Source organism: Lysinibacillus sp. FSL M8-0355 (assembly GCF_038008985.1).
GTDB classification, from domain to species: Bacteria; Bacillota; Bacilli; order Bacillales_A; family Planococcaceae; genus Lysinibacillus; species Lysinibacillus fusiformis_D.
The window spans coordinates 1,587,246-1,612,030 of sequence record NZ_JBBPAI010000001.1 but is presented as its reverse complement, the minus strand read 5'-3'; the positions used below and the strand labels follow the sequence as shown (position 1 = coordinate 1,612,030).

Sequence of the window (24,785 nt, the reverse complement as noted above, 5' to 3'; positions counted from 1 at the left end):
TGTCTAAAAGTTTAATAGAAGGGTAAAGGGGTAGCTAAATATCAAATAGATGCAACCTATACATTCCATAAGTAATCCTATATAGTAAAACGAGGTGATTGAATGAAAACAAAAATTTATGTGGATAATGAACAATTTATCGCTGGGACTACCTTGAAAGATGACATGGAACTAGAGCAAAACAATATGGCTTTGCATATTTGTGATAATGTTCAAGCTATCATCGACAATCGGCAGCATTTAGCCGCTACGTTGAACTGTGATTTGCAGCATTTTATTTGCACCGAGCAAACACATAGTGCGAACTTTCATAAAGTCACATTAGCTGATAAAGGGCGAGGTGCTGAGCAAATCGATACAGCAGTTAAAAATACCGATGCCCTTTATACCATAGAGCCGAATTTATTATTATGTAGTTTTACGGCTGATTGCGTTCCCGTTATTTTTTATAATGCTGTGAACGGACTAGTTGGCGTTATTCATTCAGGTTGGCAAGGAACTGTCAAAGAAATAACGCCCAAATTGTTTGAGCATCTGATGAATGAAGAACAATGTCGACCAGAGGATTTTCATGTCCAAATTGGTATGGCGCTGAGTCAGCAAAAGTTTGAGGTGGACGCAGATGTCTACGAAAAGTTTCACAGCCTTGGTTATGCGGAAGACTTTATGTACTACAATGCAGAAACGAATAAATATCATATTGATAATCAGCAAACAGTAAAAAAACAATGTGAGCTTGCTGGTATTCCAGCTGACCAAATTCAAATTGATGAAACTTGTACGTTCCTTAGCCCAAATGGCTTTTCCTACCGTCAGGACAAACAGGCAGGAAGACATTTAAGCTTTATTATGCGGAAAACATCCTAATAGCAAAGGCCAATTCTTGACGAATTGGCCTCCATTTATTTTAATGTACCTGTACTAATAATGGACGTTTCTACATGGACTTTAACATCTAATTTACTAATAAGCGCCCTCGTTTTTTTCGTCGTCCATTTCCCATGATAGTACATTCTAAATTCTTCACTTAAGCCAGCTGGGTCCACCTCTGCTTTATTTAATCGCTCTAAAAAATCACCAATATCCTGTTCAAGCTGTTTATTCACATCTTTTTCTAAATTACTAATGCTTTCAACTGTAAACAAATGAGATTCTCTTTTACCCTTATACTCGCTTAATGTACCCTTGATTGTTAAGAAAATCGTTAATTTTGGTGAATTCACGTTTTGATTACTCTCTTTTTTTACACTGCTCTCAATTAAATCAATCATGAGTTTCTCTTCCCCATGCCCTGCGTTTAAGTCTAAGTGTAACGGAGCAAGATTTTTCCGTCCATTCAAAGCTTGAATCACCAGTGCTTCCTCTGGTTTAATCAGTTCATGCATATGATTTCCTTTGAAAATTGCAACACCTTCCACCTCTAATTTATCTCCTCGCTTTTCAATATAAGGTAAAATGGTATCAATTACTGGATTCGTAATTGTATACATAAAATCATGGATATTGGTGTTTGGATTAAAGGCTGTATTAATACTAGGTTCTAATAGATCATTTAAATAAAAGTTAATATTAGGTTTATCAGGATAATCTCCCTTTAGAATAGCTTCTGCGTTATCTTTTACAACAGCGATGAGCACTTTATTTCCCACCTCTGCATTGCGATATAAATGCTGAATAATCTTTCTGACATTTCCTTTTCGTGCAAAATCCTCATTGACTAATACCACACGTAATTGATTGAAAACAATCTTTTTATCTGATTGTTTTTCTATTTTGACTATGCCACTGGACACTAGATCTGTCGTAATGGAAAAATTTTGCGTATCCTGCTCTGCCTCTGGAGAGTATTGAGGAATAGCCACTGTAAGCCTCATCTCATTTTCATCAATGTAATCAAATGCCATCGAATCAACCATGCCAATATCCTCTAATGGCACTTTTAGTTCTTTTCGAGAACAGCCCACAAGTAAAATTAAAACAATCAAACTGAGTATACATAGACGTGTTTTCATACTTGCACCTGCTTTTTCCTAAATAAGTAGATCATGATTAAAAATAGTGGCCATATAATTAAGATATAACCTATATAGTTACTTGCCAAAAATAGTTTATCCTGAACTTCTCTCGAAACAGGCATTTTAATAATGACAAAGATCAGACAGGTAATCATATATAAGTAATAATTCTTCTTTTTTTTAGGTAATGGAAATAATGCATGGGCACCTTGTTTGGCACACCATACATAAGCAGTCATAGAAGTTAAAATCAGAAATACCCAAAGTGTAATGCCAATAATATCAATACGCTCTATAAAGGTAAATTCCCCTGCTTTAAATAAATTCAACACCGAAAACTCTACATTTTTCAATTGCCATTCCGAATAATACATCACACTGATAAGCGTTGTTATAAAACATAAAAAAACACTAATCCAAACACCTAATAAAGAATGACGAAAAGCCTTCTTTTTATCAATGATAAAAGGAAAATAAAATACAATTAATTCATATCCAAGAAATGAAAAATAGCCTTGCTTGAATGCTGCATAAAACTCTTTAGTCGTAAAATTAAAGAGAGGAAGAAAATGACTTACACTCCCTTTTTCAATCGCCCACCTTGTAAAATAGAACATCCAAATCGTAATAAAAAATGTCATGATACAAAATCTTGCAATTGATTTTATACCGCCATTTACGATGTAAATAAGCAAAAGTAAAAAGCAAAGTACAGGTAATGTAATCGTTTGTTCCTGTAACGCTGTACTTTGTATTAAATGCATATAGTTACTTATAATCCCTGCACTAAAAACAGTACATTGTAAAATGATGAAAAAATTGATGGCTTTCCCAATATATTTACCTAAAAGTATTTCGTTCATCTTAAATAAATCATCATTAGGAAATTTCGAACACAGCCATACCATTGCAAACAGTGTAAGAGTCGCTATCAGACCATATAAAAGCGGCATAAATGTTTGAGAATATCCCATAGAACTTAATTTTTGAGGTAGTGAAAGGATACCCGTACCAAGCATTACACTTTGAGCTAAAAAAATGACATGATAGCGATTTAATACTTTGCCTTTCGTTGTACTCAAAGTTGACCACCTCATTCTTCTAGTTCTATTTTTTCTGTGCTTTTGAAAGACCTGATTTACTTTTTAGGTATTTAGTTGGAAATCGGATGACACCATCCAATAAATCGCTTGGCTTTCTAGGAATAGCGGGTGTCATATAATGCGTTCCTAAAGATTTTAAACTTAATAAATGATGAATTAACCAGGCAAAGGCGAGCATCTGGCCAAATAAGCCAAAGAGTCCTGCTGATAAGATAAAAATATAGCGCACAAAACGGCTAGTATTACTCATTAAGAAAATCGGCGGTAGGAACGATAATAAGGCCGATGTCGCGACTAGCACGATGAGAATATTACTGAGTAACCCCGCTTCTACAGCAGCAGTCCCAATGACAATACCTCCTACGATACCAATTGTTTGACCGACTTTGGCAGGCATTCGAGAACCCGCTTCTCGTAACACTTCAATAATCAGCTCGATAAATAGCACTTCAATCAGCGGTGGAAATGGTACTTTACTCCTCGACTCTTGAAGATTTAATAATAATTCATAGGGCAATATTTCTGGATGAAAGGTTAGAGCTGATATATACATGGGGGTAATCATAATTGTTAGGAAAAAACCAAAAAAGCGTAACATCCTTAGTAAAGTTGCCGTTGTCCATCGGTTGTAATAATCTTCAATCGACACAAACATTTCAAAAAAAGACGTAGGACAAACAATTGCTAACTGACTATTATCCATAAAAACGACGATTCTACCATCTAGAAGATAACGGCAAATACTATCTGGACGAACTGTCATATAATATTGCGGAAAGGGTGATAACGGATTATCCTCAATTAATTGCTTCAGCACAGATATATCCGTAAATAATGGATAATCTACTTGATCTATCCGATTTCTTAAATCCTCTAAATTTTTATGACTCACAATATTATCCATATACATAATCGAGATTTTAATATTGGCTTCAGACCCGACAACACGGTTTTCGTTTTTAAGCATAGCGCTTTGTATGCGTCTTCTCACCAATGAAATATTTGTTTCTAATGATTCTGTAAATGCATCCTGTGGACCGATTACTGTGGACTCCGTTTCAGTATCTGTAATGGCCCTTGTCGGTGCACTATACGTATCCACGCTTAACAACGCATTCGTTTCATGAAAAAAAAGGAGGGTTTGCCCAGCATTCAATTTTTTAACGGCTCCCTGGACATCCTTTGGGTCCACATATTGAGCGATTTGATGAATTTGTTTTAAATTATTAGCCAACGGAATCGTCACCATGGTTTGTAAGGTCATTTTTTCAATGAGCGAGGAGAAATAAATGACCGTGACATCTCCCTCTTCTGTCGCCACCATTTTCAGTTTTACATCATCAATTTCGTTGATTTCCTGCGTCAATTTAGCTACAATTTGTTCCGGTATCTCGTTCATTTCTTTCAACCCCTTTAATTCCGATGAATACCAGTCATTGTCATTCATTTTTTAGTAGTTTGGCTTTTATCCGTTCATTTATGTAAAAATTGTGCTAGTAAAAATAGACAGAAAAAAGGATGCATCTCACGTTGAGATACATCCCTCTAGCTTATTCTATAGAATCTTTACTGTAGCGGTTTTTGCCAATCCCAAACACATAGTAGCTAATTGTTACGAGGATTAGGAAAATAATACCAACAATTAATGATATACGTGTATCATCATTAATCCACATACCAACTAATACCATGATTAAAAAGATAATCGTTACATAGTTTGTAATGGGTGCGAAAGGCATTTTGAAAGGATGCTTAGCCAGTTGCATACCCTTCTCTTTTCTAAAGCGAATTTGACTGATTAAAATAATAAACCATGGAATCATTCCTGGTAAAACACTCGCACTATATATATAAACAAATAAATTTTCAGGAGCAATATAGCTTAGGATGACACCAATGAATAGCCCGACTAACACACCTGCTGTTCCAAATAAAGGTACGCCATTCCTTGAAAGCTTGGCGAAAAATTTTGGTGCTTGTCCATTCATCGCAAGAGTATATAACATACGTCCAGCGCTATAAATCCCACTGTTACAGCCTGACATAGCTGCTGTGATTACAACAAAATTAATGATACCTGCGGCAGCTGTAATACCTACTTTAGCAAATGTCGCCACAAATGGACTACCTATTGTCCCAAGTTCATCCCAAGGATACACCGTCACAATGACAAAGATCGCACCGATATAGAAAATTAAAATACGCCAAATGATACTTTGAATGGCATTAGTAATCGTTTTTTGTGGATTTTTTGCTTCTCCAGCCGTAATCCCGATAAGCTCTACCCCTTGATATGCAGCAACAACTAAAGATAAGGCAAAGAAGAAGCCTGTCCAGCCACCTGTAAAGAAGCCACCGTGACTCCACAAATTAGATAAACCAATGGCAATACCATCATTGCCAAAGCCAAAGAAGATCAGCCCTACACCTGCTACAATCATTAAAATGATCGTGACAATTTTAATCATCGCAAACCAAAATTCAAATTCCCCAAATGATTTGACAGAAATAAAGTTCGCCAAACCTAAAATAATCATCGCAATAAGACCTGGTATCCACGCTGGTAATTCTGGATACCAGTATTGCATATACGTTCCGACTGCTATAATTTCAGACATCCCAACAATAACCCATTGGAACCAGTTACTCCACGCTGTTAAATACCCCGCTAAAGGATGGATATATTTATAGCCAAACGTTGCAAAAGAGCCTGTACTCGGCTCCATATAAAGCATCTCACCCATTGCCCTCATAATGAAAAAAATAAAAATACCTGCAATACCATAGGCAAGGAGTACAGAAGGTCCCGTCCATTGAATTGCACTGGCCGAGCCCATAAATAGCCCTACACCAATCGTACCGCCAAGTGCAATCATTTGGATATGACGTGCTTCTAATCCTCGTTTTAATTCCTTATTGGCCACTCGTTAACGCCTCTTTTCCGATGTTCTCTCTACGTTGAATACCTTTAAAATCATAATCAATTTTTCTAAAAAAGACAAATGTATTTTTAGGAAAAACAAAAAATAATGATATTTTGATAGATTTAGCTCATACCGTTCTTTCATTTTATAACTTTACTAAATAACGCAAAGGAGTCTCCACTAGGTTAGTAGAGACTTCTCATGTTGTTGAAAAAAGATGATGTCAACGGCAGAAAAAGCAAATTTGCAAGGTGAGAGGTTGATTTCCGTTCCGTCAGCGACCTTTCCAGGGGGCGTCCGATGAGCCGCTTCACTCACTTACGCTCGCTCCAGGGTCTCATCTGTGACGCTATGAACTGCACCCAAAATATTGGACTTAAAAATCTACTATAGGGGGTGCAGTTAGTGATTTCTGATGAACAAAAGTTAGCCGCAGTTCTAGCTTACTTTGAAGAAAAAGAAAGTACGTATCAGATTGCCAATCGATTACAGAGGGATCGACAGTACGTTCGATTATGGATTGAATTATATCGCTATCATGGCATCGAAGGAATTATTCGTCCTCAAGGGTTCACGAATTACGAAGATTCTTTTAAAATAAAAGTAATTCAACATCTGATAGAGACGGGCGATTCGCTCCTTCAGACTGCTGCGAAGTTTAATATTCCTTCTCGTGAAACCATTCGGAGATGGAAAAAACAATGGATGTCCAAGGCTGATAAGGTACTCTATCAAATAGAAAAGGAGTGCCAATCGATGCCAAAAAAACAACCACCTTCGTCTGACTTAAACGAAAAAACAATGGAAGAGTTAAAAGCGGAAATTGACTATTTACGTATGGAAAACGCCTATTTAAAAAAGTTGAAAGCCTTAGTTCAAGAAAAGGAAGCATTCAAACCGAAGAAAAAGTGAGAGCTGTGTATGAGCTAAGGCTGGAATTTCCACTTCAAGCTCTATTCAAAGTCGCGAAACTTAAGAAAAGTACGTATTATTATCATCTTCAAAAATGGGTAAAACCAGATAAATATCAGGCGATCAAAGAACGAATCCAGATACTTTTTCATTACCATAAGGGTCGTTATGGCTATCGTCGTATTTGTCTTGCACTCCGAAATGAAGGGATTTTAATCAACCACAAAGCAGTCCAACGATTGATGAAAGAATTGGGCTTAAAAGGGACGGTACGCCCTAAAAAATACCGTTCGTATAAAGGGACAGTCGGCTATGTCGCAGAGAATGTCATCCAACGTGATTTTGAAGCTACTGCACCCAATCAGAAATGGGTAACCGATGTCACAGAGTTTAAAATAAATGGTCAAAAACTCTATATATCGGCTGTATTAGATTTATTCAATCGAGAAATCGTTGGATATGAGGTTTCGAAAGCACCCAATTTTGAGTTAGTTCAACAGTCTTTTAAAATGGCGTTTACGTATACAAAGTTATCGAAAAAGAGTGGCTTAATCATCCATTCTGATCAAGGATGGTTATATCAAATACCACGTTTTAAAGAGCTATTGGCAACGCATGAAATCAAGCAAAGTATGTCACGGAAAGGAAATTGTTTAGATAATGCCGTAATCGAAAGCTTTTTTGGTATTCTGAAATCAGAATTTCTGTACACGACTACGTTTAAAAACTATGTAGAATTGACAAAAGCATTAGCAGATTATATTTACTATTACAATCATGAGCGGATTAAAAGAAAACTCAACGGAAAAAGTCCCGTTGAGTATCGAAAAGCTTCGTAAAAAAGTTTATATTTTTGGGGTCAGATCACTAAATCCCCTAGGAGTGACGCTGGCTCCACTCCAATCAACCATTCTGCAAAGTGCCTTTACTTTTTTCATAGTAATATAGCGATTAAATAGCCCATTATTTTTAGAGGGAATAAGCTCTTATTTTCAATATGGAGAAGTGATGCGTGACAACACCTCTTCATAAAAAGTAGTGAACACCTTCACTTTATTTGAAAATTTCGCTAAAAAGGTAAAACTTTTGTGGGCTGGAGTGGAAGGCTACTTGACTCCCGTGGGATAGCGAGACAGGCGAGCCTCTAAACGGAGCGGTAGCGGAGGAAGCGGCTCGGAGCTCGCCCACAGGAAAGCAAGTAGCCTGCAACGGAAATCCATTTCTCCCTTTCAATTGATTGTTTTGTTTTTCCACACTAAGAGGAGTCTCCACTAGGTTAGTAGAGACTTCTTTTAACGCTTAATTTGATTAATAGGCTAGTATAACTTTTCCCTAAATTATCAACATTAAAAATACCTAATAATCCATTCGATAGTACAAGTAGCTTGTCTTTCCCATATGTATCAAAAAACCAGTTATCCATATATCACCAATAATTAAAGTATATAGCTAGAAATCACTTGTTCTATTTTTGTGGAAATTGGATGAATAGTTAAGCAAAATAATCTGAAGTCAAATTTATTACCCCGTTATGTCGCAACCTTCCATAGTTACCAATCGTTATCGTTAATAGTTGCTTCTAACAAAGGGGAGATATTTGAATGTTACATTTCAATAAATTGGATAAAAGTTTAGTAATTAGCTTGATGCTACTAGGTATGATTAGTTGTCTCTTTGTCCATTCCAGTAGTACGGTGTTCGAACAGTATTCAAGCTCATTTATTATAAAGCAGTTTATTTATTACATAATCGGATTTTTAACTATGTATGGGATAGCCATACTTGATATTGAACAGCTTAAAAAAATTGGCTGGCCGTTTTATTGGATAATGGTGTTATTAACATTTAGCTTATTCATTGCACCTGAAAGTATAGCTAGAACTATAAACGAGGCGAAGCGCTGGTACCAAATTCCTTTGCTAGGATCATTTCAGCCGTCAGAGTTTTTAAAGTTCGCCTTTTTAATCGTTGTCAGCAAGGTTATCGTCGCACATCGAGAGAAATACGAACGTCCTACCTTTTTCACGGATATGAGGCTTCTCTTCATAATTGCTATTATATCACTTCCACCGATGCTCGCCGTTTACAAGCAACCTGATACAGGCATGGTCATGCTTTATATGTCGATGATTTTACCAATGATTTTCTTTTCAGGTATACAAAGAAAATTGCTTGTCATCTTTACAGCCGTCCCTCTATCAATTATTAGTGTTGTGGTACTTTTATATGTAAAATCCCACGATTTTTTTACAGATAAAATTTTAAATAAATTATCAGGGCATCAAATTTCTCGAATTCATGGTTGGTTACAGCCATATGAATATCCAGATTCTTCTTATCAAACGAGGCAAGGGTTTTTAGCAATTGGTACAGGTGAGTTTACTGGGAAAGGATACATGAACAATAATGTTTATGTCGTGGAGAAACATACTGATTTTATTTTTGCGAATATTGCCGAAGAGCTAGGCTTTATTGGAGGATCCTTTATAATTGCACTTTTATTTTTTGTTATTTACCGTATTGTTGTTATTACAGTACAAGCAAGAGACCCATTTATGACACTGATGGGTGCAGGAATTTCTAGCTTATTGGCCTTCCAAATTACCCAAAATATTGGTATGACCATTGGACTTCTACCAGTAACTGGTATGACACTGCCATTTTTAAGCTATGGTGGAAGTTCACTAATATCAAATTTTATGCTAATGGGTATTGTGATGATTATCTACAAATCTTATAGCGGCTATATGTTTAAAGCAACAAAGGAATAAATAATGAAATGTATAAGCTTTTAGTATTACTGCTTCTAGCAGGAGTAGCTTTCTTATGCTTACCATCTGGCGTAAAACTTTACCTATATCTGCTTTGATTTGCCCATAAATAATCTGTCTTCTATACTGGGGAGCAAAGACGATTTAATACTTACAATTCCATGTTGTGTGCTAAACTTTTATAATCCATTTGGATTCCCTTTCGTACGGAGTTGATTGACCAGACCTCATTGTACGAAAGGGGTTTTTTTCTTGTCTATAGCTAGAAGCTCTTTGGAACCCTCGCATCGTTTCAAAAGATACAAAAAACTCTATTCCCATCTCATTGAAAGGAATAGAGTGTAGGTCATTATTGTAATAATGTTTGTTCTTGTAATTTTGCAGAGAAGTATTTACGTGCATCCGCTGTCAGAATTTGCAACAATGTCACTTCTTCCTGACGAGCAAATTCTACAAACATCCCACTTAAATTTTCGTAGACATATTTGATTTTAAAGCCACTATCTAAATAATGATCTACTTTTTGGATTTCCTCTGTGCTTTGTTGGAATTCAGACATGTCATCACCTCACCTTCTTTTGAAAATGTCTTGATGTAGTCTATCTTACTCGGCGCCCTTCATTTCTAACAGAGGATCTGGTTGCTCCACAAGTTCTTCCTCCTCTAGGGCCGACGTTGGAGCAGATGCTGGTTGCCCAAATAGTTCATCCAAATTATGCCCGACTGTAATGCCTAAATATTTGGCATCACTCGGGTCTTCTAGCTCCGCCTGTGGATACTTTTTAAACCACCAATACTTCGCTAATACATAATATACAGCCGCTCCAACAACAAATCCTACTAAAGAGGAATAAGTTGCAAAAATATTCGCGACCGCTCCCCCAATGACCCAGGCAATTAACCCGGCCATATTAAAGCCCTTATAATATTTAAATTGCCCATCTAACTCATAAAGCTCTTTAACATGAACACGGCGTTTACGAATTAGGTAATAATCAGCAAATAAAATACCTACAATGGCCGTTAAAATACCGCCAATTATTAATAGGACATTGACCATCACATCAAATAGGCTCCAAGGCTGTGCAATAATACCAATAATTCCTGCAATGACAACCCCTACCCAAAACGGTACTTTAGGTCCGCCAATATTAGAGAAAATCGTCGCAGCTGGCACAACATTGGCAGAGGTATTAGTCGACCATTGCGCTAACACAATCATCAACAATAAAATACCTAAAATAAAGCCGCTTGCACTTTGTTGTAGGGCGTTGATCGGATCAGCCGATGCAACAGCCATATAACAAACTGCTCCAATTGCGACAATGAATGTATTGGTAATTGGCATAACAATTAATGAGCCAACAAGCTGTGTTTTATTACGCTTAAACCAATTTCGCTCATTTTTAGGTGCCTTAAAGAAACGAGATAGGGAAGGCATATCGGCTGCGAGTGTTGCCCAAAAGCCCATATTTGCCATCACGACTACCATAAAAGCGGTAAAAGCAGCAATGCCTGTTGTTGGGGTTTCCACCCACGTCCAAATATTTTTTCCTTGTGACGTTGCACTATCTGCTAATGTGTAGTACATCCAACAAGAAATTAAAATAATGACAGGTGCTGCTAAATCAGCAAAGCGCTCAATGGATTTAATACCTAGGGATGTATTAAAAAGTTGAAGAGCAGCAAATACAAGGAAACAGATAAACCAATTATTAAAGCCAAACATTAAATTTAAAATACCATTTATCGCTAAAGCACCGAAATACGTATTAAGACCAAACCAACAAGCAGCTGTGACACCACGTACAAGGGAAGGTATATGTGTACCGAATGTGCCAAAAGGTGCACGCATATAGACTGGGAATGATAGCCCATGCTCAATTCCTATATCACCAATTAACGTCATAAAGACACCGATTAAACAAGAGCCTACCAATGTTGCTACAATAACCATTGGTAGTGATAAGTTCATAATGGCTGAGCCACCAATGGCAAAAGCCGCTAGAACAATCGCCATGCCAATCCAAATCACTGCAAAACCAAATGTTCCAATATTTCTTTGTTGATGTGTCACTGGAAGTAAATCTGGGGATTTCAAATAATTCCCTTCACGTTCCATCCTACTTCTCTCCTTTTTCTCTAATTTCCGTGACAACCTACTTGAAGTTATGCCTTCCTCCACCAAATGCTGAAGGAAGGTGGAATTTCGATTTTAATCATCTTTTATCTTATATTCAGTATTGAGCTAAAGAGGCCATTATTTTGACAGACTGCTCAGAAGGGCTTGACGTTCATTCCATGTCATTGGCGGAATCGTTGATGGACGTTCTACCATTGTAATGGCACCGTCGACAGGACAAACAATGGAGCATAGGTTACAGCCGACACAGTCTTCCTCACGAACCTTTAGCATTGGACGATCACCCTCTGTATAGAGATCAATACATTGATGGGAAGTATCCTCGCACGCAATATGGCATTTATTACAATTGATACAAACATCATTATTAATTTCTGCAACAATTTTATAATTTAAATCCAAATCACCCCAGCTTGAATATCTTTGCACAGAGCGACCTACTAAATCCATGACCGAAGCTAGGCCTTTATCATCTAAATAATTATTCAGTCCATCAATCATATCCTCCACAATACTAAAGCCATGATGCATCGCTGCTGTACATACTTGGACGCCTGTGGCACCCATTAAAATAAACTCTGCTGCATCTTGCCAGTTCGAGATACCACCAATGCCCGAAATCGGTACATTGACTAATGGATTACGGGCACATTCTGCAACCATATTGAGGGCAATCGGTTTAACTGCTGGACCACAATAGCCACCATGTGCCCCTTTGCCAGCTACATTAGGCACTGTATTCCACGAATCTAAATCGACACCTGCTAAACTATTAATCGTATTAATCATACTAACTGCATCTGCTCCACCTCTTGTCGCTGCCTCCGCCGTTACAGTAATATCTGTAATGTTTGGTGTTAGCTTCACAATAACAGGTGTACGCGCTGCTTCCTTTACCCAGTACGTTTGTTTTTCCACCAACTCAGGGACTTGACCAGAGGCAGAACCCATGCCTCGTTCTGCCATCCCATGTGGACAACCAAAGTTAAGCTCAAGACCATCAACCCCCACATCTTCTACGCGTTTCACAATTTCATGCCACTTTTCCTGCTTTGGCTCTACCATTAACGAGGCAATAATCGCATGATTCGGAAATCTCTTTTTCGTCTCATATATTTCTTGTAAATTTACTTCTAATGGTCGATCTGTAATTAACTCAATATTGTTGAAGCCTGCGACACGTTGACCATTAAAACTAACTGCTGCAAAACGAGAGGACACATTTAAAATTGGTTCCCCCAATGTTTTCCAAACAGCACCACCCCAGCCTGCTTCAAATGCACGCTGTACTTGATAACCTGAATTCGTTGGTGGTGCGGATGCTAGCCAAAATGGATTAGGTGATTTGATACCCGCTAAATTAATGCGTAAGTCAGCCATATAAGTTCCCCCTCTATCCCTTATTAACAAGCTATTTTGTACCGAAAGCATAGCATCAGGTATAAGCTGTAAGACCCCGACTTCAGAATGTAAAGGTATGCCCAAATATTCAAATGCTGAATCAACAGCCTGTAAAAACCCGATTGGTGAAACGAACAATCCGTGGAGGATGAAAAACCTCCACGGATTGAAGGTTCACTTTATGCAATCTCACTTGGTTTTCTTAAACGTTCATGAATCTTGTATGCTGCATCTTTTCCTTGTTGTACAGCGGTCACCACCATCGCTTCCCCCTGTCCATTACCAAAGACAACATCTCCACAAGCAAATACTTTGTCATGAGACGTTTGCATTGTCGTTTCATCAATATCGACAACCCCATTTGTATGGGCTAAACCAAAGGCTTCAATTAACGATACAAAACGCGTTTGTCCAATGGCTTTAATCACCGCATCCACTTCGATGATAAAATTGGAGCCTTCAACTTCTTCTGGTCGTTGTCTCCCATCAGCACCAGCCTCACCAAGCTTCATTTTCACACATTCAATGCCTGTCACCTTGCCCGCTTCATTGCCAATAATTTTCTTCGGTGCAGTTAGCCATTTAAATTCCACGCCATCCTGCTTAGCAAATTCATATTCAAATTTGTACGCTGTCATTTCTTTTTGCGTTCTTCTGTACAGAATTTGCACATTGTCAGCACCTAAGCGCACTGCACTTGTAGCACCATCAATGGCTGTATTTCCTGCTCCAATCACAGCTACTCGTTTTCCTACAATATCATTTGTAAGCGGTCCCATTTTTGTTTTTCGCACAAAGTCAATGGCATCATGTACACCTTCTAGTTCTTCACCTTTAATGCCCAGATTCGGCACAGCCCCCATACCGACAGCTAATATCACACTGTCATATTGCGCCAAAATTTCAGCTGCTGTAATATCCACACCTACAGTTGTATTGGTTTGAATGTCCACACCGAGCTGTTCAATTTGGTCCACTTCCCAATCTACAACTTCATTTGGTAAACGGAACGCTACAATGCCATAGCTACCTAAACCTCCAGCCTTTGCCTCCGCCTCATAAATCGTTACATGATAGCCTAAGCGGCTGAGTTCACGTGCTGCCGATAAACCAGCAGGGCCTGCTCCAATAATGGCTACTTTCTGTCCATTATGCTGGCCTGGTTGGAATAGCTGGGCATTTGTTTCCATTGCCCAATCCGTTGCATAACGCTGTAACTCACCAATTTTAATTGGCTTTGTTGAAGAATTTAAGACACACGCCCCTTCACACAGTTCTTCTGTTGGACAAACCCTCGCACAGCTTGCACCAATAGGATTTGCTTCTAATATAGTCGTAGCAGAACCCTTCATATTACCAGATGCAATTTTTTTTATGAAATTCGGGATTTGAATACTTGTTGGACAGGCTTTAATACATGGAGCGTCATAGCAATATAGACAACGATTGGCTTCCTCAATAGCCTCATTCTTTGTCATCTTTCCTTTTAATTCCATGAAATTACGTCTAAGCTGTATGGTCATCGCGTTTTCTTGAATCGGAACCATTTCCACATCCCCCTCATGTGAGCATTTTTTCCGTGAATCAATTACTAAACCGATTGTTTTGTTCTCCAGTCAAAACAATCGGTCGTCTACTGAAGGAAGCTAAATATTTAACGCTTCCGCAACTACTGTTCTTAATGGACGTTTAATGTATTGTCCACTGCCAAGTATGCCTACAAATTCTTTATTTTTAATGACATATTCCCCTCGGACTAGGACACTAACAGGCTCCCCAGTCACTTCCCAGCCTTCATATGGGTTATAGTCAACATTCATATGATGCGTTTTAGCCGAAATTTGGCGTTTTGCCTCTGGGTCAAAAATAACGATATCCGCATCAGAACCAATCGCAATCGTTCCTTTTTGCGGGAATAAGCCAAATATTTTTGCCGCACTAGTAGAAATCATATCCACAAATTCATGGATTGAAATTCTCCCCTTTGCTACGCCCTCCGAATATAAAATACTGAATCGATCTTCAATGAATGGCCCGCCATTTGGAATTTTCGAGAAATCATTTAAGCCTAGCTGCTTTTTGCCCTTAAAGCTAAAGGAGCATTGATCTGAGCCAATGGTCTGAAGCTGTTTCGCCTTTAATGCATGCCATAAATGCTCTTGATGATACTTCGGACGAAGTGGTGGCGACCATACATATTTGGCTCCCTCAAAGCCTGGCTGTGCTAAGGCTGATTGATCGAGTGTTAAATATGGCGGACAAGTTTCACCATAGACGTCATAGCCTTTTTCACGAGCAGCAATAATTTCATCCACTGCTTCTTTACATGTCACATGCACCACATAGAGCTTTGCTCCAGCAATATGGGCTAATTCGATGGCACGCTTTGTTGCCTCTCCCTCTAATTCGGCTGGACGAGTCAGTGCATGATAAATGGGTTCCTTATGACCAGCACGTCGAGCTTCTTCTACCAGCTCATCAATAACATAGCCATTCTCACAATGTACCATCACCACAGCACCAAGATCTTTAGCGATTTTAAAGGCTTTAAATAAAGTACGATCTGTTGCTTGGAATTCTTTTGCATACGCCATAAAGACTTTTACAGAGGTAATGCCCTCTTGCTCCAGTAGCTTCGGTAATTCAGCTTCCGTTTCAGGTGTTAAGTCGCCAATCATTAGGTGGAAACCATAATCAATAGCTGACTTTCCTTTAGCCTTGTCATGCCATTTCTCCACCGCTGTAGACAATTTTTCTTCCCCAGCTGTTAAACAGAAATCTAAAATAGTAGTTGTCCCACCATAGGCCGCTGCAATTGTACCTGATTTCCAATCATCATCTGTCACCGTATTATTGAATGGCATATCTAAATGCGTATGGGGATCAATGCCACCAGGTAATACGTACTTACCTGTTGCATCAATTATTTCAGCATTAGCATCCGTTAAATTTTGTCCAATCTGAACAATTTTACCGTTATCAATTAAAATATCTGCCTCAAATACGTCAGCAGCAGTTGCAACTCGTCCACCTTTAATGATTTTTTTCATTGTGCCCCTCACCCTTCATCACAAAATTAGAGAATCCTTGATGTTTAATGCAGTGTATATGTCTCGCCCAGACTAAACTTTGTTTGTAGCGTTAACACCGTTTCTAGCAGAATATCTGCTCCCTTTGCACAATCCTCAAAGGTTGTTTCCTCTTCTTCACAATGACTCTTGCCTTCGATACTTGGGACAAAAATCATCGCGGAAGGAACCATACTTGCCATATACTGTGCATCATGACCAGCGCCGCTAAACATACGATGAGCTGAGTAACCAAAGCTTTGACATGCTCTTTCTACTTCATTGCAAATGGCGCTATCGAAATGCACGGTATCTCTTCCCCATAGCTTGACAGGCTGAATATGGCATCCGCCTGCTGTCTCTGGAAGTGCATTGAGAATATCCTCAACCAGTTGCATGACCTCTGGCTTTTGGTGACGGGAATCAATGGTAAATGTCACCTTATTCGGGATGACTGTATGAATATTTGGAGAAACATGCATACGACCAAAGGTAAACACAAGCTGTTCATCCACCTTGCCTAATTGCTCATGGAGCTCTGTCATGATCGTCGATGCAACAATCATCGGATCTTTGCGCATTGACATTGGCGTTGTCCCTGCGTGATTCGATTGCCCCGTAATGGTGATTTCGTAGCAGACCATACCTAGTACACCTTCAACAACACCAATTTCACGTTTTTTTGCCTCTAGTACTGGCCCTTGCTCAATATGCAATTCAATATAAGCCAGTGCTTCTTTTAGACGATTGACCTGCTCTCCTTCATAGCCACTTGCTTGTAATGCTTCTTGAAAGCGAATGCCATTTTTATCTGTGGATTGCAGCATTTTTTCTTTATCAAACTTCGAGGTGATGACCCCTGAACTCATCATGGCTGGATCAAAACGTGCCCCCTCTTCGTTCGTGAAATTGACAATCATGAGTGGAATATCCACTTCAATGTCATTTTCCTTTATTGTTCGAATGGCCTCGATAGCTGTTAGTACGCCTAACACGCCATCAAATCTCCCACCTTTTTCAACAGAATCTAGATGGGAACCCATAACGATGGGCGGCACATTCTTTTTCCCAGGAAGCGTGGCATAAATATTCCCCATATCATCTACCTGAATGTTCATACCTAACGCCTCACAACACTTACAAAAATAGTTTCTTGCTAAAACGTCCTCATCCGAAAGAGACAAACGTGTGACACCACCATTGTCAGTGGCTCCAAATTGACTAAATTGTTCAATTAACTCTTGCAATCGTCTACTATTACATTTATACATATGCAAGTCCTCTCTTTCACAGTAGTTATTAAACATTCTAAAATAAATAAAACTTGTGAGATATGGATAGTAAACTAAAAAAATATGTGCAACTGCACATCATATATGGTAAGTTATGTTCATAATTAAGGGGGGTAAATATGGGGACGATTCGTAAAATTGTAGAGGGTGTTCAATTCCCAATGCTCACATTAGTCGCTGGACATAGTGGTACGTATCGCAGAGTTACTGGTATTAACGTTGTGGAGAGCAGTGATTTAATCATGTTTTGTAGACCTAATGAATTAGTCGTCACAACAGGCATTCATTTAGATGCACAAGCAGCTTCCTTAGAACAGCTTGTCAAACAAGCCTACACCAAAAAAGTAGCTGGCTTTATCATTAATACAGGGCCTTTCATTCCTGATATTCCTGAAGCCGTCATCTCTTTCGCTAATCAACATGATTTCCCTATTTTTCAAATGCCATGGAATTATCGTATTGCCGATCTATTAAAAACTACTTTTCAATTTATTGCCAACCATCATCAAGAGCTCTCCATCGAAGAAAAGGTACTTTTCAATCTACTATTTCACTACAAACAAAACGCTAACACGATGAAAGATCAACTAGCACAGCTAGGATTTCCCCACGGGAGAGAATTAGCGATCATTACTTGCACAACCATTGGCACCCAAGCCTCTATTGACCGTTATGAGGTGATGATGCAATTCGCTTTTCAAAATCGCTATCAACGCTTCTTAAAATTAAAGCATAAAAATCACCTCATTTTTCTAATTGATAAAGCTCAAATCATAACACCGAATGTACCCTTCTCAAAAGTCGTGGAAGAAATCTATGAAAAAATCACCTTAAAAAACGGTTTCTTAGATATTATTATCGGAAAAGGGAACTATTATAAAGAGCTAGAAAATGCTCGTAAAAGCTATGATGAGTCATTAACTGTCATTCATTTAGCACAGCTTCATAACAACCGTTACTTATACAAATATCAAGAAATTGGTGCCTATAAAATACTTATGGCTGTGCAAAATCAGCCCTTGATGAAGTCTTTCAGTCAGGATATTTTAGGACAGCTTTATCGCTATGATGAATTGCACAACACAGATTACGTTCCTTTTTTACGCATATTTGTTGAGGAAAATGGCAGTACAAGTAGGATTAGTGAACGTCAATTTATTCATCGTAATACGGTTCTTTATAAAATAAAGAAAATCGAAATGCTATTGGACATGGACTTAAGTAATCCCTTTACGAAAACTAACCTGTATATTGCTTTTTTAATTGAGGATGTTTTAACACATCAGTAGATTACTTAATTATCTGATTTTTCAATCTTTTTTACTTCTGCTATTTTTTCAAAAAAACTCGGCTACAAAATTTGCGACATCCTCCTGAGATTGTGAGGCAACATGATATTGGTCACACCGTCATTGCCACAGAACGTGGTGTTTTTTGACGGTGTTCTTTTCTTTCAGCGATTGATTGAACACCCACTGCAAACACTCATCTCCCTCAGTGTAGGAGGAAATCTTCAGTTCAATCAAGATAAATACCCCTTCTAAAACACTTAAGGCATACATATAAAGTACAAATGGGGTCAACTGTGCATTTTCGTTGTCCACATCTGATACAAACATATGCATGCTATTCAACCACCTATACAGAGGGAGTGAAGCTTCGTGACTAATGTAACAAGCCCAAATTGGCAAGTGAAAGATGAACAATTTGTTTGGCACTCTATGAAGCCATACAATCCGAATGCAACGATGATTGTCCAATCGTCTAAAGGAGCATGGATTACCGACATTGAAGGAAAACGCTATTTAGATGCTATGGCTGGTTTATGGTGTGTGAATGTTGGCTATGGACGAGAGGACATTGCCAAAGTTGCCTATGAGCAATTGATTGAAAATACGTATACACCATTATCTGTAGGGCATATCCCTGCCATTAAATTAAGCGAAAAAATTAGTGAGCTTTTAGAAGATGATTATGTCGTCTTTTTCTCCAATAGTGGCTCTGAAGCAAATGAGGCTGCCTTCAAAATCGCTAGACAATATCATCAACAAAAAGGTCATGCCAATCGAACGAAAATTATTTCTCGTTATCGTGCCTATCATGGGAGCTCAATGGGTGCTTTGGCAGCTACTGGACAAGCTCAGCGAAAATATAAATATGAGCCACTGGCACCTGGTTTTCTTCATGTCACACCGCCTGACACGTATCGTGCAAATGAAGATCATATTAAAAGTAAGGACCCTTGTGCATTACCATCCGTTCAAGCGATTGATCATCTTATGACATGGGAAATGTCCGATTCCATTGCAGCTATCATTATGGAGCCGATCATCACTGGTGGTGGCGTGCTTATGCCCCATGACCATTACTTACAAGGGGTCAAAGCTATTTGTGAAAAGCATGGTGCATTGCTTATTGTCGATGAAGTAATTTGTGGTTTTGGACGTACTGGCAAAGCTTTTGGATTTCAAAATTACGGCATCCAGCCTGATATTGTGACAATGGCGAAAGGCTTAACAAGTGCTTATATGCCTCTGTCAGCTACAGCTGTTCGCCGTGAAATTTATGAGGCTTTTGCAGGGAGTGAGGAATATGACTTTTTCCGCCATGTCAACACATTCGGTGGATCACCAGCGGCATGTGCCGTAGCACTAAAAAATATTGAAATAATGGAGCGGGAAGATTTATTTGCCCAGTCCGCTTCGCTAGGAGCAACACTTCTGGCTACCTTACAGGAGCAATTAAAGGAACATCCATATGTTGGGGATATTCGTGGGAAAGGCTTATTGATTGGCGTTGAGCTTGTTCAAGATAAAGACAGCAAAACACCACTCGATGTTACGCTTGTAAACAAAGTGATTGCGCAATGTAAGGAACTCGGATTAATCATTGGGAAAAATGGTGTAACCGTTGCAGGTTTCAATAATGTATTGACATTATCTCCGCCATTGATTATCTCCTCAGATGAGAAAGATTTTATTATTGAAAAATTTGTGCAGGCATTACAATCTATTAAACTGTAGGAGGAATGGCTAGATGGTAACGAATACTGACATAAAAGAGCTAGGTCATTTTATCAATGGACAAACGATTTTAGGGAAAAGTGGCCAGTTATCAGATGTTTACAACCCAAGTACTGGCACTGTCATCGCTCGTGTTCCTTTAGCAACAACAGCGGAGGTGCAGGAAGCGATTACTGCTGCCAAAGCTGCCTTCCCAGCTTGGCGTGCTTTATCTATTGGGAAACGAGCAGAAATCGTCCTAAAGTTTCGCCAACTATTAACAGAAAATATGGATGAGTTAATCGATATGATCTGTACTGAAAGTGGCAAAACAATGGAGGATGCAAAAGGCGAAATTACACGAGGTTTAGAGTCAGTAGATTTAGCTATTAATGCCCCACATCTACTAAAAGGTGAATATTCTGTTAATGTAGGTGGTCATATCAATGCCTATTCGATGAAAGTACCATTAGGCGTAGTGGCGGCTATCTCGCCATTTAATTTCCCTGCCATGGTTCCACTAGCCATTACAAGCATGGCGATAGCCGTAGGAAATTGTGTGATTTTAAAGCCATCAGAGCGTGTTCCTTGCTCCGCTCTATTTTTATCAGAGCTATGGAAAGAAGCTGGTTTACCAGATGGTGTCTGGACTGTCATTAATGGCGATAAAGAGGCTGTCAATGAGCTGTTATGCAACCCAGCCATTGAAGCAATTTCCTTTGTCGGCTCTACACCCGTCGCAGAAGCTATTTATGCCACAGCCTCTAAACATGGGAAACGTGTGACAGCGTTAGGTGGTGGTAAAAATAATATGGTGGTTATGCCAGATGCTGACTTAGAGCACGTTGCCAATGCCTTTCTAGGTGCTGCCTTTGGAGCTGCCTCTCAGCGTTGTATGGCGATTTCAACTATTATTCCTGTAGGTGAGGATACAGCCAATAAATTAGTCAGTATTCTTGCTGATAAAATTGCCAAATTAAAAGTGGGTCCGTATACAGACTCCGAAGTCGATTTTGGACCAGTTATTACACAGCAGTCCAAGGATGCCATTATTGGTTTTATCGATCGTAGCGTGGAAGAAGGTGCTACAATTGTCTGTGATGGAAGAAATCCTAATATCGCCAAGCAATCGAATGGTTTCTACTTGGGTCCTACTCTACTCGATCACGTAAAGCCTGGGATGGAAATTTATGAGCAAGAAGTATTTGGACCTGCACGGAATATTGTTCGAGTAGCTACATTGGATGAGGCAATTGCTCTTATTAATGCCCATGAATTAGGGAATGGTGTGACAATCTTTACAAACAATGGTGCGGCTGCTCGGAAATTTACCACTGAAATTGAAGTTGGAATGGTAGGTGTCAACGTGCCCATTCCTATTCCAGTAGGCTATCACAATTTCGGTGGCTGGAAACGTTCAAGATTCGGTGAAGGGCATATGTTTGGCCCTGACCAAGTACGTTTCTTCACAAAAGCGAAAACCATATCAGAAAGATGGGTGGAACAAGGAAATGATGTAACCTCATCCTTTGCTTTTCCGAGTAATCAAGACTAATCACTAAAATAAACATTCGTGTTGCTTCTTAAAGGAGCCATGCGAATGTTTTTGCTCTATTAAAAAAACTGACGAACCAAATTGGGTCACCAGTTTTTGCAGATTAATTAGTCGTTCTCTTTTTTCTCCACTTTTTTCACTTCTGTCTTTGTTACTTCAGTGAAATCCGCTTCCTCCCCAGCCTCCATGCCATAGCTAGGATTTCTGTCCATACGAGTGAATGTATCTACATCATCCTCGTCTTCAAATCGCTTCACAAGAATTGGTATGGTGATTAGACCCGCAAGTCCAACAAGGGCATATATCCATCGAGATAAGACCGCAGTTTGTCCACCAAACAAATAAGCAACTAAATCAAATCTAAAGAATCCAATGAGTCCCCAGTTGATTGCACCTATAATGACTAATACTAAGGCAATTCTATAAAGCACGCTCATGCGTACACCTCCTTTATCGTCTTTACTCCAAGCTAAATTTGCAGCAGGGAGATGTCATAAGAAGCGATAAAATGACAAAGACTAGTCATTAAAACCGCCATTTTGACGGTCTTATTTTTTGCAATAACTACTTTTTTATACAGCATGGAATTGCAGTGATGCTATTATCACAAAGAAAGGTACGACGATGAACGAACATTACTTGGATGGGTTTTTATAGGTTTGCTCATGCTGAAGTAGCCATTCTTTGCGCCACATCCCGCCACCATACCCTGTCAACGTTCCATTGGAGCCAATAATTCGATGGCAAGGAACAACAATGCTTATATTATTTTTGCCATTGGCACTACCGACAGCTCTTACAGCTTTTTCATTATTAATAGCCATTGCAATATCTTTATAAGAAGCTGTTTCACCATAGCCTATACTAGGTAAGGCATGCCAAACTGCTTGCTGAAAATCAGTACCTTTAAAGGTGTAGGGAAATGAAAATGCATGACGTTCACCAATAAAATACTCATGCAATTGCTTAGCACATGTTAGTAGCACTTGAGGAGTATCTTGTTGAGGGACATTGACAATCTCCCCTCGCTCTGCAAAATTAATCCCATCAATAGCTGTTTCACTACCTTCGATTTCAATAATTCCAATGGACGATTTGTAATCTAATTTATACCGTTTCATACTAGTGACCTCCATAAATAAAAGGTGGCATAAGCTTGCCAGCCTTGCCAATGTTTCGCATAGTGATGAATTTCCTCAAGCGTTGGTTTTCGCTCTAATGCTAATTGTGTTTTTATTGCATTATGCAATCCAACATCTGCAATAGGGAAAGCAGATTGCTCTTGTAAACATTTCATCAACACATAGTCGGCTGTCCATGCACCAATGCCTCGAATAGCCATTAAACTTTGTTTCATGTCCTCGTAGCCGTCTTTTTGACGCAATAAACCTTTTGTCAATTGACCATTTGCTATACTTTTCGCAATATCAATAATGTACTCTGATTTCCTCAATGTAAATTGAAGGCTTCTCAAGTCCTCTACCTGAATGGCTGCTATTTTTTCTGGTGTCGGAAAGAGCCAGTAGCTTTGTCCCTTAAAGTGAACATGCTCTCCAAAATGTTCTACAAATCGTTTTTTTAACGTATAAGCGAATGTTAAATTGATTTGTTGTCCAATAATAGCCCACACCAGTGCTTCAAATAAATCAGGAATTCCGATTAAACGTAATCCACTATATTTTTTCGTAAGTGAACATAAGATGGGATCCTGTTCAGCCATCTGGTAATAGTCCTGCAAGTTCCTGTTTAAATCAAACCACTCTGTTATATATTGTACGATGATTGCTCGTTCATGGACAGCTGGCTGATTCATCAGAAAGGATACTTTTATTTTATTGTCTTGCTCGGTGACGGTACATAAAATAAGCCGTTCATTTATCTTTAATAATTTGAAGAGTGTGTCCTTTTTTATATGATGCAAATTTTCTTGATTGGAGCGCTTTAAGAACAGCAAACATTCCATATAATTGAATTCTTTTGGTGGTTCGATGACTACATAACAATCGGCATTTATCCAATTCATAATAGGTCTCCTTTCTATGAAAGGTGTCGATATTGTGTAGGTGAACAATTTTTCAACCGTCGAAAAACTTTATAAAAATTGGATGGACTTTGAAATCCTACTTCATAGCAAATTTCTAAATTTGTAGCATCTGTATGCTTTAATAAGTGGGCAGCTTTATCAATTCTTATTTTTTCTAGATATGTTCTGGGAGTCTCTTCTGTTTCTTGTTTAAATAATCGTTCAAGATGAAATGGACTGATGCCGACATGCGCCGCCATATCCTGTAATGTCAGCTTTTGTTTATACTCGTTGATGATAAATGCTGTAATATTTTTAATCAATTGGGTATGTGGTGAATGTTCTATTTCAGGCTGACAACGTTTACATGCACGATACCCGGCTGCTTCTACTTCTTGAATATCTTCATAAAATTCAACATTCACCTTTTTCGGTTTTCTTGATTTACAGGAAGGACGGCAATATATTTTAGTGGTTTTAACTGCCGTATAAAATAGCCCATCATAGGTTTGATCACATGCTATGATTTTTTCCCACTTTTCCTCAAAGGATAAATTGATTGGATTGTCCACGAAT

At 38.7% G+C, this 24,785-nt stretch carries 22 protein-coding genes and 1 pseudogene; 7 read left to right on the top strand and 16 right to left on the bottom strand.

What is annotated here, in order from left to right:
• Positions 1 to 102: 102 nt before the first annotated feature.
• Positions 103 to 867 (top strand): peptidoglycan editing factor PgeF, encoded by a 765-nt coding sequence (gene pgeF, locus MKY46_RS07670; protein WP_036118651.1) that lies wholly within the window; start codon positions 103 to 105, stop codon positions 865 to 867.
• Positions 868 to 902: 35 nt separating this feature from the next.
• Here the strand turns inward: pgeF and MKY46_RS07665 are convergent, their stop codons facing one another.
• The 4 genes from MKY46_RS07665 to MKY46_RS07650 form a co-directional block, all read right to left on the bottom strand.
• A complete protein-coding gene (locus tag MKY46_RS07665) occupies positions 903 to 2,012 on the bottom strand; it encodes a Ger(x)C family spore germination protein (RefSeq protein ID WP_036118653.1) in 1,110 nt (369 codons plus the stop codon).
• Positions 2,009 to 3,097, bottom strand: coding sequence for a GerAB/ArcD/ProY family transporter (locus MKY46_RS07660; protein WP_051891585.1), 1,089 nt, complete (start codon positions 3,095 to 3,097; stop codon positions 2,009 to 2,011). The genes MKY46_RS07665 and MKY46_RS07660 overlap by 4 nt, the downstream gene beginning before the upstream one ends.
• A 25-nt stretch (positions 3,098 to 3,122) precedes the next feature.
• Complete coding sequence (locus tag MKY46_RS07655; RefSeq protein ID WP_051891586.1) at positions 3,123 to 4,517, bottom strand: spore germination protein; 1,395 nt, start codon at positions 4,515 to 4,517, stop codon at positions 3,123 to 3,125.
• Between the two features lie 151 nt (positions 4,518 to 4,668).
• The gene (locus tag MKY46_RS07650) at positions 4,669 to 6,042 is read right to left on the bottom strand and encodes an amino acid permease (RefSeq protein WP_036118664.1); all 1,374 of its coding nucleotides are present in this window, start codon (positions 6,040 to 6,042) and stop codon (positions 4,669 to 4,671) included.
• Between the two features lie 405 nt (positions 6,043 to 6,447).
• Between MKY46_RS07650 and MKY46_RS07645 the strand changes: the two genes are divergently transcribed.
• The 3 genes from MKY46_RS07645 to MKY46_RS07635 all read left to right on the top strand — a co-directional run bounded on the left by MKY46_RS07645 (position 6,448) and on the right by MKY46_RS07635 (position 9,725).
• Positions 6,448 to 6,954, top strand: coding sequence for a helix-turn-helix domain-containing protein (locus MKY46_RS07645; protein ID WP_340833790.1), 507 nt, complete (start codon positions 6,448 to 6,450; stop codon positions 6,952 to 6,954).
• Positions 6,951 to 7,793: an IS3 family transposase gene (locus tag MKY46_RS07640; RefSeq protein ID WP_340833897.1), complete on the top strand. Its 843-nt coding sequence runs from the start codon at positions 6,951 to 6,953 to the stop codon at positions 7,791 to 7,793. Before MKY46_RS07645 ends, MKY46_RS07640 begins: the two co-directional genes overlap by 4 nt.
• Before the next feature lie 762 nt (positions 7,794 to 8,555).
• Positions 8,556 to 9,725 carry an FtsW/RodA/SpoVE family cell cycle protein gene (locus tag MKY46_RS07635; RefSeq protein ID WP_036118670.1) on the top strand — a complete coding sequence of 390 codons (1,170 nt, stop codon included), beginning with the start codon at positions 8,556 to 8,558 and terminating at the stop codon, positions 9,723 to 9,725.
• Positions 9,726 to 9,755: 30 nt separating this feature from the next.
• On the opposite strand, the pseudogene MKY46_RS07630 reads toward MKY46_RS07635, so the two are convergent.
• From MKY46_RS07630 to MKY46_RS07600, 7 genes and pseudogenes are all read right to left on the bottom strand, one after another.
• Positions 9,756 to 9,869: pseudogene (locus tag MKY46_RS07630) on the bottom strand (IS200/IS605 family transposase); the annotation flags it as partial.
• A 205-nt stretch (positions 9,870 to 10,074) separates the two neighbouring features.
• Entirely contained in the window at positions 10,075 to 10,284 is a 210-nt protein-coding gene (locus tag MKY46_RS07625; RefSeq protein WP_016995612.1) for a hypothetical protein, read from the bottom strand.
• A gap of 45 nt (positions 10,285 to 10,329) precedes the next feature.
• Entirely contained in the window at positions 10,330 to 11,847 is a 1,518-nt protein-coding gene (locus MKY46_RS07620) for an NCS1 family transporter (protein ID WP_036118680.1), read from the bottom strand.
• A 138-nt stretch (positions 11,848 to 11,985) separates the two neighbouring features.
• The gene (preA, locus tag MKY46_RS07615) at positions 11,986 to 13,248 is read right to left on the bottom strand and encodes an NAD-dependent dihydropyrimidine dehydrogenase subunit PreA (RefSeq protein WP_036118683.1); all 1,263 of its coding nucleotides are present in this window, start codon (positions 13,246 to 13,248) and stop codon (positions 11,986 to 11,988) included.
• A gap of 200 nt (positions 13,249 to 13,448) precedes the next feature.
• Complete coding sequence (locus tag MKY46_RS07610; RefSeq protein WP_340833896.1) at positions 13,449 to 14,816, bottom strand: NAD(P)-dependent oxidoreductase; 1,368 nt, start codon at positions 14,814 to 14,816, stop codon at positions 13,449 to 13,451.
• A gap of 99 nt (positions 14,817 to 14,915) precedes the next feature.
• On the bottom strand, positions 14,916 to 16,319 hold the full coding sequence (gene hydA / locus MKY46_RS07605; RefSeq protein WP_036118686.1) for a dihydropyrimidinase: 1,404 nt from the start codon (positions 16,317 to 16,319) through the stop codon (positions 14,916 to 14,918).
• Positions 16,320 to 16,363: 44 nt separating this feature from the next.
• Complete coding sequence (locus MKY46_RS07600; protein WP_036118689.1) at positions 16,364 to 17,608, bottom strand: Zn-dependent hydrolase; 1,245 nt, start codon at positions 17,606 to 17,608, stop codon at positions 16,364 to 16,366.
• 140 nt (positions 17,609 to 17,748) lie between these two features.
• Here MKY46_RS07600 and MKY46_RS07595 point away from each other — a divergent pair, with 140 nt between their 5' ends.
• On the top strand, positions 17,749 to 18,918 hold the full coding sequence (locus tag MKY46_RS07595; protein ID WP_036118693.1) for a PucR family transcriptional regulator: 1,170 nt from the start codon (positions 17,749 to 17,751) through the stop codon (positions 18,916 to 18,918).
• Between the two features lie 120 nt (positions 18,919 to 19,038).
• On the opposite strand, the gene MKY46_RS07590 is transcribed toward MKY46_RS07595, so the two are convergent.
• The gene (locus MKY46_RS07590; protein WP_036118696.1) at positions 19,039 to 19,254 is read right to left on the bottom strand and encodes a hypothetical protein; all 216 of its coding nucleotides are present in this window, start codon (positions 19,252 to 19,254) and stop codon (positions 19,039 to 19,041) included.
• A gap of 36 nt (positions 19,255 to 19,290) precedes the next feature.
• On the opposite strand from MKY46_RS07590, the gene MKY46_RS07585 reads away from it, so the two are divergent.
• Positions 19,291 to 20,652, top strand: coding sequence for an aspartate aminotransferase family protein (locus MKY46_RS07585; protein ID WP_036118699.1), 1,362 nt, complete (start codon positions 19,291 to 19,293; stop codon positions 20,650 to 20,652).
• Between the two features lie 13 nt (positions 20,653 to 20,665).
• Positions 20,666 to 22,186, top strand: coding sequence for a CoA-acylating methylmalonate-semialdehyde dehydrogenase (locus MKY46_RS07580; protein WP_340833895.1), 1,521 nt, complete (start codon positions 20,666 to 20,668; stop codon positions 22,184 to 22,186).
• 107 nt (positions 22,187 to 22,293) lie between these two features.
• On the opposite strand, the gene MKY46_RS07575 is transcribed toward MKY46_RS07580, so the two are convergent.
• From MKY46_RS07575 to MKY46_RS07560, 4 genes are all read right to left on the bottom strand, one after another.
• Complete coding sequence (locus MKY46_RS07575; RefSeq protein ID WP_036125191.1) at positions 22,294 to 22,623, bottom strand: DUF378 domain-containing protein; 330 nt, start codon at positions 22,621 to 22,623, stop codon at positions 22,294 to 22,296.
• A 198-nt stretch (positions 22,624 to 22,821) separates the two neighbouring features.
• Entirely contained in the window at positions 22,822 to 23,307 is a 486-nt protein-coding gene (locus MKY46_RS07570) for a methylated-DNA--[protein]-cysteine S-methyltransferase (RefSeq protein ID WP_036125190.1), read from the bottom strand.
• A complete protein-coding gene (locus MKY46_RS07565; RefSeq protein ID WP_036125188.1) occupies positions 23,304 to 24,209 on the bottom strand; it encodes a DNA-3-methyladenine glycosylase family protein in 906 nt (301 codons plus the stop codon). Before MKY46_RS07565 ends, MKY46_RS07570 begins: the two co-directional genes overlap by 4 nt.
• Before the next feature lie 14 nt (positions 24,210 to 24,223).
• Positions 24,224 to 24,781 carry a bifunctional transcriptional activator/DNA repair enzyme AdaA gene (locus MKY46_RS07560; protein WP_036125187.1) on the bottom strand — a complete coding sequence of 186 codons (558 nt, stop codon included), beginning with the start codon at positions 24,779 to 24,781 and terminating at the stop codon, positions 24,224 to 24,226.
• Positions 24,782 to 24,785: the final 4 nt, after the last annotated feature.